Annotated in this window: 10 protein-coding genes and 1 other RNA gene; 6 read left to right on the top strand and 5 right to left on the bottom strand. The window is 38.8% G+C overall.

Translation table 11 applies throughout. The annotated features are described in order from the left end of the window. Positions 1 to 488 precede the first annotated feature (488 nt). Together BHV72_RS03025 and BHV72_RS03020 are read left to right on the top strand one after the other, a co-directional pair. Complete coding sequence (locus BHV72_RS03025; RefSeq protein ID WP_004321167.1) at positions 489 to 674, top strand: hypothetical protein; 186 nt, start codon at positions 489 to 491, stop codon at positions 672 to 674. A gap of 6 nt (positions 675 to 680) precedes the next feature. After that, positions 681 to 3,722, top strand: a complete 3,042-nt coding sequence (locus BHV72_RS03020; RefSeq protein ID WP_118036895.1) for a BACON domain-containing protein — start codon at positions 681 to 683, stop codon at positions 3,720 to 3,722. A gap of 113 nt (positions 3,723 to 3,835) precedes the next feature. On the opposite strand, the gene BHV72_RS03015 is transcribed toward BHV72_RS03020, so the two are convergent. Both BHV72_RS03015 and BHV72_RS03010 read right to left on the bottom strand, forming a co-directional pair. Then, the gene (locus BHV72_RS03015) at positions 3,836 to 4,228 is read right to left on the bottom strand and encodes a hypothetical protein (RefSeq protein WP_004321162.1); all 393 of its coding nucleotides are present in this window, start codon (positions 4,226 to 4,228) and stop codon (positions 3,836 to 3,838) included. A 7-nt stretch (positions 4,229 to 4,235) separates the two neighbouring features. After that, positions 4,236 to 4,895, bottom strand: a complete 660-nt coding sequence (locus tag BHV72_RS03010; RefSeq protein ID WP_004321160.1) for a hypothetical protein — start codon at positions 4,893 to 4,895, stop codon at positions 4,236 to 4,238. A gap of 1,102 nt (positions 4,896 to 5,997) precedes the next feature. Between BHV72_RS03010 and BHV72_RS03005 the strand changes: the two genes are divergently transcribed. Next, positions 5,998 to 6,600 (top strand): riboflavin synthase, encoded by a 603-nt coding sequence (locus BHV72_RS03005; RefSeq protein WP_005678192.1) that lies wholly within the window; start codon positions 5,998 to 6,000, stop codon positions 6,598 to 6,600. A gap of 1 nt (position 6,601) precedes the next feature. Next, on the top strand, positions 6,602 to 7,147 hold the full coding sequence (locus BHV72_RS03000) for a nitroreductase family protein (RefSeq protein ID WP_022041499.1): 546 nt from the start codon (positions 6,602 to 6,604) through the stop codon (positions 7,145 to 7,147). A 168-nt stretch (positions 7,148 to 7,315) separates the two neighbouring features. Here the strand turns inward: BHV72_RS03000 and BHV72_RS02995 are convergent, their stop codons facing one another. The 3 genes from BHV72_RS02995 to rnpB all read right to left on the bottom strand — a co-directional run bounded on the left by BHV72_RS02995 (position 7,316) and on the right by rnpB (position 12,364). Then, positions 7,316 to 10,606 carry a S41 family peptidase gene (locus tag BHV72_RS02995; RefSeq protein ID WP_005681268.1) on the bottom strand — a complete coding sequence of 1,097 codons (3,291 nt, stop codon included), beginning with the start codon at positions 10,604 to 10,606 and terminating at the stop codon, positions 7,316 to 7,318. Between the two features lie 54 nt (positions 10,607 to 10,660). Beyond that, entirely contained in the window at positions 10,661 to 11,980 is a 1,320-nt protein-coding gene (locus BHV72_RS02990) for a YihY/virulence factor BrkB family protein (protein ID WP_005678195.1), read from the bottom strand. 20 nt (positions 11,981 to 12,000) lie between these two features. Then, an RNA gene (gene rnpB, locus BHV72_RS02985) (RNase P RNA component class A) lies at positions 12,001 to 12,364 on the bottom strand. A gap of 98 nt (positions 12,365 to 12,462) precedes the next feature. Between rnpB and BHV72_RS02980 the strand changes: the two genes are divergently transcribed. Then, positions 12,463 to 13,449, top strand: a complete 987-nt coding sequence (locus BHV72_RS02980; protein WP_286854455.1) for a C40 family peptidase — start codon at positions 12,463 to 12,465, stop codon at positions 13,447 to 13,449. A gap of 43 nt (positions 13,450 to 13,492) precedes the next feature. Continuing rightward, positions 13,493 to 14,644, top strand: a complete 1,152-nt coding sequence (locus tag BHV72_RS02975) for a dipeptide epimerase (RefSeq protein ID WP_055173615.1) — start codon at positions 13,493 to 13,495, stop codon at positions 14,642 to 14,644. Positions 14,645 to 14,866 lie beyond the last annotated feature (222 nt).

Below are 14,866 nucleotides of genomic sequence, written 5' to 3'. Positions count from 1 at the left end.
AAATTAAACAGCTTTTAGTAACTTTGTAGCAATTTCAGACTTCTATGGAGATAGTTCTGAAAGGACATAGTTAACGAAGAGCGTTTGATATATTATCCTGTTATGAAATCTGGACAATTTCAAAGAATGAGGATAGTAGGCAAGAACGCTCACGTCAGTGTTATATATTCATCTTAAGGGATGAACTATATATTTTTCTGGCGTGGGCTATTGTTTATTACTCATTCTTGGGCAGTCCAGAGCCTCATAACGGTAATATTCAATAGTTTCCACGCTTTTTTGTATTGTATAACAGTCAGCAGGGAACTCTGGCTATAATAAATATTCTATAGACACAAAAAGAAAAACAATTATTACTTATCAGCACTTAAATGCAGTGGAATCAATGATTTAATATAAAGTGACAGTGTTTTGCTGTGAATTCCCCACTTTATCAATAAACCATTATCTTTAAAGGGAATGAGAAGATTACAGATAACTATGATTACATGGAAAAGAAATTCAAACTAATAATTTCCCCAGAACGGTGTGATGCAGAAGCGTTAGCTCATTTTATAGCAGAGCTTGAAAGGCTTAAATTAGGTGTACTTACAAATGGAGAAATTGTTTACGATGACAAGAATGAAAAAGAAGTCTTTAATTTAATGGAGAAATGTATTTTAAATAAAGAATAACAGATTATGAAAGCATTACATTTTTTACCAATAACCTTATTGAGCATTATCTCATGTATGAGTATCATCGCTTGTAGTAACGATGATAGCGATAAGAAAAATGATGAAGTCGTTACTATTATCCCTTTGGGAAATTCTCAAAGATATTTCGATAATGGGCTAACTTTTACTTCACAATCTGGAAGTGAAAATATAGAATTTACTTGTAATGGAGACTGGAACGTTTCTGTAGCTAATACAATTGGAGGAGAGACATGGTGCACTGTTACTCCTGCAAATGGCAAAGCAGGAGAAGGTGGGTTTACTGTGAATGTAGTTGAGAATAAAGGATATGATGATAGAAATGTTACCCTAACTCTCACTGTTGGAAATATAAAGAAAACAATTGTTGTAACTCAAAAGCAAAAGGAGGCTATATTGCTGACTGCAAACAAATTTGAGTTAGACAATAAAGGTGGCAAGATTAATTTGGAGGTAAAAACCAATATCAACTATACTGTTACAATAAATGAAACTGACAAAAAGTGGATAAAACAGATAGGGAGTAATACTAGAGCTTTATCAAGTAGCACGTTAACCTTTGATATATCTCCCAATGAAGAATATGAAAAACGAGAAGGAGTAATTTATATTACAAATGGTGAGCTAACAGAAACTGTGCACGTCTACCAAGCTAGTGGTGGAGTTGTCATGTTGACTAAAAATGAATACTTTATAAGTGATAAGGAGCAAACTATTGCTGTAGACATAAAAAGCAATTTTAATTTTGAGGTTAAAATGCCTAATGTGGATTGGATTTCTATTGCACCTTCAACCAAATCAATGTCCAGTCACACTCTTTATTATATAATCAGTCCAAATGAGGAATATGATAGTCGTGAAAGTGAAATCATTTTTTATGATAAGAGCAATGTCAAACTTGCAGATACATTAAAAATTATACAAGCGCAAAAGGATGCTATTATCATATCTAAAAAAGAATATGAAGTAAACTCAAAAGAAAATACAATTGAATTTGAAGTCAACTCAAATATTGATTTTAATGTTTCTATTCCCAGTGCTGCAAGTAAATGGATAGAAAATATAACCACTACTCAAACTAGAGGTCTTACTTCTCATAAAGTCTATCTAAAAATAAATGAGAACACCTCTACCTATGGACGTTCAGCCAAAGTTGCAATCAAACATACACAGAGTAATGTAGCGGACACCGTATTCATTAGTCAATTAGGTGTACCAAGCTTGTCGCCTAGCAGCAAAACATATCATACTTACCCTAAAGGTGGAGAAATCTCCGTTTCCTTGACCACCAATACTAATTATACAGTGGAAATTCTTGGAGATGCAAAAGAATGGATAACTCAACCACAAACAAGAGGCTTTAGAGAAGATATTTTATCTTTCTTTATATCTGAAAACAATGGTGATAAGCGGACTGGAGAAATAAAGATTATTAGTGAAAATAAAGAAACGGAATCAATTATTACCATTGAACAAGATTCATACATTCATGAAGGAAATATTTCTATTTGGGGAAATCGGCATTTGCAAGAAATTGGGGAAAGAGGATATAGGCAAATAAATGGAAATCTTGATATTATTTGTTATAATGATGATAAAGAAGATATGATAACCTCTTTAGAGGTTTTAAGCTCAATTACACAAATTAATGGACATTTAGAACTTGATAATTGTGATATTGAGAACTTTAATGGACTGAATCAATTAATAAGAATACAAGGGAATTTTGTAATCGAATCGCTGAATAATTTCAATAGAATAGAGTCTTTTAAAGGATTAGAAAATCTTGAAGAGATTGGTGGAGATTTTATAATGAAAGACAGATTACCATCTACCAGAGAGAGTAGTGGTTCTCATAATTATAGCAACTTCTCGCAGCTAAAAAACTTTAAAGGATTAGAAAACCTTAAGAAGATAGGTGGAAATTTCCAACTCAAAGGGTTAGGATATTGTCTATATAACCGAAGTCATTACTACTATACTTCGTTTAACGAATTGGAATCATTTGAAGGATTAGAAAGGCTAACTACTATTGGCGGAAATTTTAGTATTTCTTCTGAAGGAAATGATAAGTATATATCATTTAAGAAACTTTCCTCTTTAAACAATTTAACTAATCTAGCAAGCATAGGTGGCAACTTTGAAATATATGCTCCAGAGTATGAAATTGCTCAATTAAGTACAATTGAATTACCTACCCTAAAGCAGATAAATGGTTATATCTATATGAGAAATGGTTTCTATATGGGAAATAGAAATCGGATGAATCTTGTTCTTGAAAATCTTGAAAAGTTGGGAGGTTTTGAATGTAAATCCTTTACAACCCTCAATGTCCCCAAGCTAAAAAGAATTGATGAAAAATTATATATTGGAGTAACGGCATCAAAAGTTGGGAGTATAAATGCACAAGAAATTCTGAATGGTCTTTCTGCGATTACTTATGTTGGTAAGGATTTAAGAATCGACTGTTCTGGCATAGAATCTTTTGAGCCTCTTGGAAACTTGGAATTTGTGGGAGGAGATTTGATATTTGATATTGGTAGTAGTGAAAGAAATAATTTGCAATCTTTTACAGGATTCGAAAATTTGAATACAATTGGTGGAAGATTAATATGGGGAACAGGGGTGAGTTCTGCTGGTAGTGTTAGCACTTATACCAGTTTTAGTAATATACAATCCTTTCAAGGCTTCAACAATTTATCATCCATTGGTGGTTTTCGAATGAGTATTAACTATGGTGACTTCTCCAAGTTTACATCTTTTGCAGGATTAGAGAATTTGAGACAAATAAAAGGAGATTTCACTATTGAAGTTGAAGATAGTTTTTGGGGATTATCTGATATTAGTGCGTTAACAAATTTAGAAACAGTGGAAGGTGGTGAATTCAAAATAAAAGGATGTTACCTGTTAAAAGACTTCACTCCTTTAAAGCAAGCATTGACTTCATATCAAGGTCGTTTTACAACATATTCTAATGGCTATAATCCTACCAAGGAACAAATCTTAAATGGAGAAGGTAAACAATAACATGTAATCAAAAAGAAGAAAGACAGCATTTGAAGTAACATTCACTTGCTGCCTTTATTTTTACAGAAGGGTGTAAATTAATGCCCCTCATACACGCTTTTTATTTTTTTATCCTATTTATTGAGTATGCTTACAATAGGAACAGTCTTATCAAAACCTGCCTTTGTTGAGTATTTGAATGTCCCAATCTGCTTTGCACATTTTCCTTCAGGAACTTTGATAACTTGGTCGTCATAATACGATTTCCCTTCATCACACAAAAATAAAACCATTAGTCCTGTTGATATTGAGAGTTCGTCAATTTCATTAGCTAAAGCGTCACCTGAATCAAGAACCTGAAAGACCTCAAAATTATTTTCACTAATGCAATCCCCTTCTTTCTCAAAGAATGTCATTCCATTATTTGAAGATTCTCCATTTGACGAATTTCCAATAAGTGCAGCAATAACAAGCATTAAAATAGCACCTGTAACAACGCCTGCAATAAATATTAATACCTTTTTCATAATCTAATTATAAATCTTCACCATTTGCATTATTGTATTCATTATCATAATACATCGTAATACAATATTTGCCCAAACGTTCATTAATCATAAACCAAACAGCTTTTTTTGATATATATTGTGTCACAAAATTAACTATCTCTGCTCGCAGCTCTTCACTTGGATTCGCAAGTTGTTCTTTTGTATATTGCGGGAAGGCAGCCTCAATTTGTTTTGCCATAAAAGTTTCATCAGTTTTTTGATAAAACACTGCTTCATAGCGTTTCTTATGGACGGTTATTTCATAAGAAATATCTTCATCATCTGGTATCATATATTCTTCCAAAGGTAAAGAAGAATACTTAGAATTATTAACAAACTGCTCGCAGAGTCTATTAAACCTTATCTGGATAGCCCTTTCATCAATATTATTAACATCACAAATCATTATTCGATACACCTTATTATTATTTGTTACAACGTGTATATTGACATCTGCACCATTAAATTCACCAACTAAAACATCTTTATCAAGCGGACTACTCGTATAACCTTTAGCTTTTAATTTCTGAATCATTTCAGATTTACTTCCGTCAACTGGAATACCTAAAAATTTAGTAACGTCTTGTTGCGCATAAATAAATAATGAAGATATGAGCAACATTGTAATTGATAGTAGTTTTTTCATATTATCAAATTTTACCGTTCTCCAGTTTCTACAAGAACATCAATACTATACATCGAAGCGTGAAACTGTAATGCTATCTTTGCCCTTTTTAATAATTTCCCACATTTTGCAACAAAGCAGCACAACGCTTCTGTTTTACCAATTCAATTACAAATATAATAATTATTAATTATATAAATAATATCTTTTTATCAAAAAAACTTAGATTTAATAGATGCATTAATATATGAACGAATAAAAAGGGTACAAATTAATTGCACCCTTAAAAACAGATTCAACTAATTATCTATTATACAAGAAGGCGGCATTTGAACTATCTATCAAGTGTTGCTTTTTTAGTTCATTTCCTTCTCTTCTTAATTAATTTATGCTTATCCTTCTTGGATGAATTTGAGAATAACTGTTCTAACATCTCCCTTGTAATAGGTAAATATGTGACCTCTGTCAATCTAGTTTCTCTAATCTCTTGTGGTAAATAAGAAATCACGGTGCTCTTTTTGGGTGTTACTTGCATATTTTTGTAGAAATAAATAGATTGGTAATTGATTTATCTATAGCAAAGGTACTGATAAGAATCTGTCCAATCTAATGTAAAAGATACATTCTGGATTATTGAGGTATGTGTTTGTATTGGAAGAAAATGTCAAAGTGGTAGATAGCGACAAAATGGAATTATTGCTTCTATAAGCAGAATAATGGATAAAGATGTACATAAACTAAAGGAAGTCCCGAAGCTAAGAATTATGCAGAGAACTTTGCCGAGTATTATAAAGATATACAAGGCAAATAAGTGATTAAAAATTAAAAGTCAGTTATCGAGATGATAGTTGGCTTTTTATTTAAATATAAGTTGTTAAATAGAACATATAGATTAAAATATCATAGGGAAATGCGTTTTATTTCAGAATTAAGAGTTATATTTGTAATGTTCTTATGAGGCATACAAAGCACAAGAATGAATCACCATTTTGCTAAATGGCTAATAATTAGATACAGTAATAAAAGCCCCATTTTTTTTTGCTCTTATTTTCTTTCCTGCCGGCTTATTTGTATCTTTGAACCCTATATAAAAAGAGTATTTCAAATCGTAAAATCGTAAATTATGTTTTCCGGAATTGTAGAAGAATATGCTACCTTGGTAGCACTGGTGAAAGACCAGGAGAATATACACTTTACATTTAAGTGTTCGTTTGTGAATGAGTTGAAAATCGACCAGAGTATTTCTCACAACGGTGTCTGCCTGACAGTAGTAAGTCTGACGGATGACACGTATACGGTGACTGCCATGAAAGAAACATTGGAACGTTCCAATCTCGGTCTGTTGAAGGTAGGAGATAAGGTGAATGTAGAGCGTAGCATGATGATGAACGGCCGTTTGGATGGGCATATTGTTCAGGGACATGTAGACCAGACTGCAACCTGCATTGATATCAAGGATGCAGAAGGAAGCTGGTACTTTACATTTCGGTATGCGTTTGATAAAGAAATGGCAAAGCGCGGATATATTACTGTTGATAAGGGTTCGGTGACCGTGAACGGTGTTAGTCTGACGGTATGTAATCCGACAGATGATACTTTTCAGGTGGCTATCATTCCTTATACTTATGAATATACCAATTTCCATACGTTTACAATCGGCAGTGTGGTGAATATCGAGTTTGATATAATCGGCAAGTATATCAGCCGGATGATTCAATACAAATAATATGGAATATACAGACTTTCTGCAATTGGTACTTTCCCGGCAGAGTGACCGGGCGTATGATAAAGAACGTCCGGTAGAAGCGGAGAAGTTGGAGAGGATTTTAGAGGCGGGTCGTTTGGCTCCTTCTGCCTGTAATGCACAGCCTTGGAAGTTCGTGGTGATAACTGACCGTGAATTGGCTTTAAAAGTGGGTAAGGCTGCTGCAGGACTTGGGATGAATAAATTTGCTAAGGATGCTCCAGTACATATCCTGATTGTAGAAGAGTCCGCCAATATCACTTCTCTACTTGGAGGAAAAGTGAAGGATAAGCATTTCCCGCTGATTGATATTGGAATTGCTGCTGCTCATATCACATTGGCTGCTGAAAGTGAAGGACTGGGATCGTGTATTTTGGGCTGGTTTGATGAAAAGGAGATAAAGCGCTTGACCGGCATCCCTGCTTCCAAACGTCTGTTACTGGATATTGCGATCGGATATCCGATAAAGGAGAAGCGGAAGAAGATGAGAAAGCCGCAGGAAAAAGTGGTTTCTTATAATCGTTACTGATTCTAAAAGAATAAATATTTCCAACTTGTAGAATAGCTATATAACAGAAGGCGTCGTTGGTTTTAAAGGAACGACTTCTTTCTTTAAAACCAAAAATGAATGTATTAGGTCGCTGATAGATAGTTTAATATAAAAGCCCCATATTTCGGGGCTTTTATATTAATATACTTATTTCTTTTTTGACAACTCTTTCAGTAGATGATCTACTGCTGCTTTCAGTTGAGCATCTTCTCCTTTCAGGCTGGCTCCCGGTTCGTTGTAGACCAGAATGTCTGGTTGTAAAGTTTGATTTTCGAGATATTTTCCTTGCATATCCATACATCCTACCTGTGGGATACCGAATACGATAGATGGGTCAATCTGTCGTTCCCACCATACAGCAGTCATGGTTCCTGCAACGGGAGTACCAATCAATTTTCCGATGCCTAATGTCTTATATACGTATGGAGTACCGTGAGCATTACTGTAATTGTCTTCACAAGCTAACATACATGAAGGCTTCAGCCATTTGTTGAATGGGTCGCTTCCGATATATTGTCCACGTGGAACGAAACGCTGGTATTCTTTTCCGCTCAGAAGGGTAACGACGTCATCGTGCAGCCAACCGCCGCCATTATGACGGGTATCTACTATGACAGCTTCTTTGTTGCGGTAACGTCCCAGTAACTCGGAGTACATTTTACGGAAGCTCGGACTATCCATTCCTTTTATATGTACGTAGGCAATGCGACCGCCAGATAACTCCTCTACTTTCTGTGCGCAACGTTTCACCCAACGTTTGTAGAGCAATTCACTTTGTGCCCCATAGCTGATAGCTTTCACAGTTTCTTCAAAACGCTTTTTGGTGGCCGGGTCATATACGGTAAGTATTACTTTGCGTCCTACCTTGCCTTCAAACAATGGGAAGTAATCAGCATTGGCTTCAATCGTTTTTCCGTCTACTTTTTCGATGATACATCCTGCTTTCACATCAGTTTTCTTTTGAGTGAAAGGACTCTGATCCAGAATTTCTTTGATTTTCAGTCCTGTACCACTATATGATTCATCATAGAAGACGCCCAATGTAGCGGTAGATAATGCACTGCCTCCACCTGCATAACGGGCTCCCGTATGTGAGGCATTCAGTTCTCCGAGCAGTTCGCTCAGCATTTCAGCAAAGTCATAATTATTATTGATATGTGGCAGGAAGCGTTGGTAAGCTTCTTTATATCCTTTCCAGTCGGTTCCTTGAAGGTCTGCGACATAGAATTTATCATTTACCTGTTGGTAGACATGGTCGAAGATATATGCGCGTTCGCCATAAGGACGATAATCGAAGAAGGCTTCAAATTCAATCGGAGTGACTTTGCTGCCGGCGATTTCGATTTTCTTTAGTTGGCTTCTTGTGCACATAAAGATGTTCTTACCTTCTTTATCGGGGATCAATGCACCTCCACCGACTCCTTTGAGCAATATTTTGGTGGTATTTTCTTTTAATTTATGTTCCCACAAATCATAGTCACCTTCGAAAGCTGCCAGATAATAGAGTACATCGCCTTTCGGAGTCAGTACTGCGTCACTAAGACGGGAAGAATTGACTGTCAGGCGGACAATGCGATCGAAACGATTTTCGAGGTCGAAGGTCAGCGGCTTGACTTCTTCTTTTTTCTTGTCTTCTTCTTTCTTGGTATCTTTTGTTTTAGCGTCTTTCTTATCTTTCTTCTTTTCAGCTTTCTCTTTCTCCTCTTTTTCCTTCTTGGCCTTTTCTTCTTTCTCTGTTTTTTCAGCCTCTTCAAGTAGGGCGAGGTCCTCTTTGCTCATGGTGAAACGGTTGTATGCATCTACATCGAAGAACATGATATAGGTATCGCTTTCGCTTCCCCAGCTACCGTGACTACGGTATCCGGAACGGTCACTGTTCCATATCATGGCTTTTCCACCCAATACCCATTTGGCATTGGTGTCGCTGTATCCGCTTTCGGTAAGGTTCACCATTTCTCCTTTTCCGTCAGCTTTCAACAGTACCACATCTTTATTATTCCAGCCGCCTATACCAATAAAATCAGAGAGAATCCATTTACTGTCGGGACTCCATTGGAACCATTGGTCACCGTCTGCATAAGAATACTGGTATTTGGCATCCATAACAGTACGTACAGCTTTGCTTTTCAGATTGATAACACGAATAGCCGTACGGTTTTCAAGGAAAGCAATCTCCTTTCCGTCAGGGCTATACTGTGGTTGGAAAGAAGCGACGTTAGATTTAGTCAAGCGTTCTTCTTTCAATTCGGTGGCATAAGTGAACTGCTTTTCTTCTTTACGTACGATCGTTGATGTGTAAAGTTGCCAAAGTCCGTTACGTTCCGATGAGTAAACTAAAGTACGTCCGTCGGGGGCAAAACTGATGTCACGTTCCTGGTCGGGAGTATTCGTAATTTGCTTCGTCGTTTTGTAGTCGATAGAAGTGACGTATACATCACCGCGCATGATAAATGCCACTTCCTTACCCTTAGGAGAAACGGCAATGTCAGTTGCGCCGTACGATCTGATCTGGCGGATGATGTCTTTGTCTATCTTATCCGACAGGATAGTGATATTTACTTTTTGTGGCTGTCCGCCCGGAACAAGCGTGTAAATCTCGCCATTATAGCCGTAGCATAATTTACCTTCGCTTGCCATACTCAGAAAGCGTACCGGATGTTTGGTGTGGAAAGTGATTTGCTTGGAAGTATTTGCTCCGGGGGTACGTTGGAAGATGTTGAACGAACCTTTTTCTTCACTCAAATAATAGAATGACTTACCGTCGGGAGCCCATACCGGTTCACGGTCTTCACCTCCGAAAGTGGTTTGCTTCTGGTATACGGGCGTCTTTCCGGGAGTATAGCTCCAGATGTCACGGGCGATAGGGGATACCTGATGTTTACGCCAGTAGTCTTCATATCCTTTTTTATCCTGATAAAGCATAATTCCTTCCTTATTAATAGAGATACACTCCATAGGCATGGATGAAAACATGGTGGGACGTCCTCCTGTAACGGCCACTTCGTATATCTGCTGGAATTGTCCCGAGGGAAATCCGGCATCCTCGGCAGAAGGGGCGATATTAGCTGTGAACAGGATATGCTTGTCGTCTTTATAAGCGACAGGCTTTTCGCTGCCGGAATGAGTGGTCAATCGTTGGGGGACTCCTCCCTCTTTGGCGACAACGAAAACATCAAGACTCCCCATGCGGTCGGATGCAAAAGCTATCTGCTTTCCGTCGGGACTCCATACCGGAGTGGTGTCAAAAGCCGGATTCGTGGTGATTTGGGTGGCACGTCCGCCGGTTGACGGTACTGTGTAAATGTCTCCCTTGTAGGTGAATGCAATGGTTGTTCCGTCCGGAGAAAGAGCGCAATAGCGCATCCATAGTGGAGCTTCTTGTGCCGCAATTGTTCCTGCAAAGCAGAGAGCAAATGCACTTAGTAGTAGTTTCTTCATTTTTCTTTATTATAATTGTGTTAATTCATTTCTAAAGGTCTAAGGAGGCGCTATTTATAAATCTTTGAGTAGTACTTTACTTGCCTTTTTATAGTATTCTTCTCTCGATTCTGTCAGCACCTTCCATTCATCGCTAAATTCTTCGTCTTTATCAATCTTGAAATTCTCGGAACCGTATGTGTCCAAACGATCAAGCAAAATTGCTACATTTAATTGGTTGATATCCATAGAAGGCTGATAACCGATATCTTCACTTTTTTGGTCGGTTACTACCTCATGTATCAGGTCTATTTCCTGTAATTGATAAAGTACTTGGTTCGTCAGCCGGATGGGTATCTGATGTTCTTCCGATATTTCTGCCGCCGTATAAGGAGGATCGTTCTTTTCGAACCGTTTGGCGATGAGTGACATAATCAGGATAGAGATAAAATCCCGGTAACGCCTGCTGATATTACGTGTGTCCTGGTCGAAGCTAAAACTGCGGATGTTCTGTCCCGCGTATGCCAGTTCAGCACCGAACAGGCAGATAGTCCAGGAAATCTGTAACCAGAGCAGGAATAGAGGAAGTGCAGCAAAGCTACCGTAGATAGCATTGTATTTTGATACCCACAACTGGCTGTTGATATATAGGAACTGGAAAGCCTGATAAGCGGAGCCGGCCAGAATACCGGCAATAAGAGCGTGTTTGAATTTTACTTTCGTGTTCGGCATGAAAATATACAGCCCGGTGAACATCATCCATGTGAGAACGAAGGGGATAAGCCGTATCATGAACTTCATGACAGGAGCAAGCAGGACGAAATCATCCATTTGTTTGAGTATGGTACTCATAAACAGGGAAAGTCCTCCGGAAACAACTATCAGAATCGGCATCAACAGGAACATGGAGAAATAATCCGTAATCTTGCGATACATGGAACGTGCTTTCTTTACTTCCCAGATACGGTTGAATGTGATTTCAATATTGCTGACCAGATTGATGACCGTCCATAACAACATCACTAAACCTACTCCGATGAAAACACCTCCTTTGGTTTGTGAGAGATAGGAATTGACAAAAGAGAGAATGGCTTCTGTCGTTTCTATATTTCCTCCGAAGCCGTTGCGGAACTGGTGTTCCATTAGGTTGTCGAACCCGAAGCCACGGGCTACGGCAAATAAAATGGCAAGTATCGGCACAATGGCGAGCAGCGTGCTGTATGTCAGCGCAGAGGCCTTGTTAGCCATTCGGTCTTTGGTGAACCGGTTGATACAAAGATAGATCGTTTTTATAATATTGTAGAGCGAGAACTTAGTTCTGGTCACTTCGTCTTCCGTGATGCGCCAAATGTCATACGTAAGAAACTTCCATATATCAGTGATTTTCTTCTTCATGGCTCAGGGTTTTAAAAAGAAAAAGCAGTCAGCCTATAAGCCGAGTTCTGTACCTTATATAAATAAGGTGTCTGTCATTTATCTGAGTGACGTGTCACCACGGCACTTTAGCGGTCTACCCTCCGACATGGAGCGAGCAACTCTCATAACGCCGGTTTACATGACCTTACAACTCCTAAGACGTACAGCCCGACATGTCACCATGCGGCTGGTGGGCTCTTACTCCACCTTCTCACCCTTACCTCTCCCCGAAAGGAATGGCGGTTATTTTCTTCTACGTTACTCTACCCTCACGGACAGCTTTCTGTTAGGAAGTAGGATGCTCTGTGTTGCCCGGACTTTCCTCCTGCACGAAAACGTGCACGCGACAGACCGGCCAACTGCTTTAGGCTGCAAAAATACGTCATTTATTTTGTTTTAGCCAAAGAATGTGTCACAAATAGAAATAATTTCTACCTTTGCTATCATTAAATCATGGTTCGATGAAGAAAATTATCCTTTTTTTCTGCTGCTTTCTGGCAGTTGCGTCAGTTACCCTGAATGCTCAGGAGATACGTCCTATGCCTGCTGATTCCGTTTATGGAGTAGTACATATTTCTGTCTGTAATTTACGTGACGAGGGGAAGTTTACCTCCGGTATGAGTACACAAGCATTGTTAGGAATGCCGGTTAAAGTTCTGCAATATACGGGTTGGTACGAGATTCAAACACCGGATGATTATACCGGTTGGGTACATCGAATGGTTATTACCCCCATGTCGAAGGAAAGATATAATGAATGGAACCGTGCCGAAAAGATTGTGGTTACTGCCCATTATGGATTCACTTATGAGAAGCCGGATGAGAAATCGCAAACCGTATCTGACGTAGTGGCAGGAAACCGCTTGAAGTGGGAAGGAAGCAAAGGGCATTTTTATAAAGTCTCTTATCCGGACGGTCGGCAAGCATATATTTCCAAATCGATCTCACAGCCGGAGACAAAATGGAGAGCTTCTCTGAAACAGGATGTGGAGAGTATTATCGAAACTGCATATACTATGATAGGCATTCCCTATCTGTGGGCTGGTACTTCTTCCAAAGGAGTAGATTGCAGCGGTCTGGTTCGTACGGTGCTGTTCATGCATGATATTATTATTCCCAGGGATGCATCGCAACAGGCTTATGTAGGAGAACGCATCGAGATTACTTCCGATTTTGCTAATGTGCAACGGGGAGATTTGGTGTTTTTCGGTCGGAAAGCGTTTTCCGGACGGAAAGAAGGTATCTCTCATGTCGGTATCTATTTAGGAAATAAACAGTTTATCCATGCTCTTGGCGATGTGCATATCAGTAGCTTTGAACCGGCAGATAAGAACTATGATGAATTTAATACGGGGCGTTTGCTTTTTGCAGTCCGCTTTCTGCCATATATAAATAAGGAGAAAGGGATGAATACTACGGAACATAATCCTCACTACCTTCCACAATAACCCCTTTATTTTATTGTCTTATCACACTTATAACTTTGAAAACATGCAAAACAGAAGAGATTTCTTGAAAACGGCGGCTTTTGCAGCTTTAGGTTCCGGGCTAGTGGTTCGCCAGGCATTGGCCGGGGAATTATCACCTTCTACCTTATATATAAATAAACTCGGCTTGGGCGGGAAGATGAAAATGAAGTTTTTCCCTTATGAGTTGAAATTAAGACATGTATTTACTGTGGCCACCTATTCGCGTACTACAACTCCCGACGTACAGGTGGAAATAGAATATGAAGGGATCACCGGATACGGGGAGGCTTCTATGCCCCCTTATTTAGGTGAAACAGTGGAGTCTGTCATGAATTTCCTCAGGAAGGTGAACTTGGAGCAGTTTTCTGATCCTTTTCAGTTAGAAGACATTTTGTCATACGTTGACAGTCTCTCGCCAAAAGATACTGCAGCTAAAGCAGCAGTGGATATTGCTCTTCACGATTTAGTGGGAAAATTGCTGGGCGCTCCGTGGTATCAGATATGGGGATTGAATAAGGAAAAGACGCCTTCTACCACTTTTACTATTGGCATTGATACTCCGGATGTGGTGCGTGCGAAAACAAAAGAATGTGCCGGGCGGTTTAATATATTAAAGGTGAAACTGGGACGGGACAATGATAAAGAGATGATTGAGACCATTCGCTCGGTGACAGACCTTCCGATAGCGATAGACGCTAATCAAGGTTGGAAAGACCGTCAGTACGCGCTCGATATGATTCATTGGCTGAAAGAAAAAGGGATTGTGATGATAGAGCAGCCTATGCCGAAAGAGCAGTTGGATGACATTGCGTGGATAACCCAGCAGAGTCCGTTGCCGATATTTGCCGATGAGTCTTTGCAGCGTTTGGGAGATGTGGCAGCATTGAAAGGTGCTTTTACGGGAATTAATATCAAGTTGATGAAATGTACCGGTATGCGTGAGGCATGGAAAATGGTGACATTGGCGCACGCGCTCGGTATGCGTGTAATGGTAGGGTGTATGACAGAGACTTCCTGTGCTATATCTGCCGCTTCGCAATTCTCGCCACTCGTTGATTTTGCCGACCTGGATGGCAACCTGCTTATCTCCAACGACCGCTTTAAAGGAGTGGAAGTAGTGCGAGGAAAAATCACCCTGAATGATTTGCCCGGGATAGGTGTCATGAAAATCTAGTCTTACTGAATGAATGTCAGAGTGTTAACGCCACCTGACATACAACGAATGTAAATTTGTCAGGTGTTGTCGTTAACCGCTGTTAAGCCCTAAATATTCTCTGTTAAAAGAGGACAAAAAAGTGTGACAAGTAGAATAAGTGAACGATATTTGTTATTATTTTAACGTCGTAAAAGTTAAAACAATGTCGAATATTAACATTTTAAAGAATTATAAATCATG

It is taken from the genome of Bacteroides sp. 43_46, assembly GCF_001915455.1.
Lineage (GTDB): Bacteria > Bacteroidota > Bacteroidia > Bacteroidales > Bacteroidaceae > Bacteroides > Bacteroides caccae.
The sequence above is the reverse complement of the archived record's forward strand: the minus strand, read 5'-3'. Positions and strand labels throughout refer to the sequence as shown.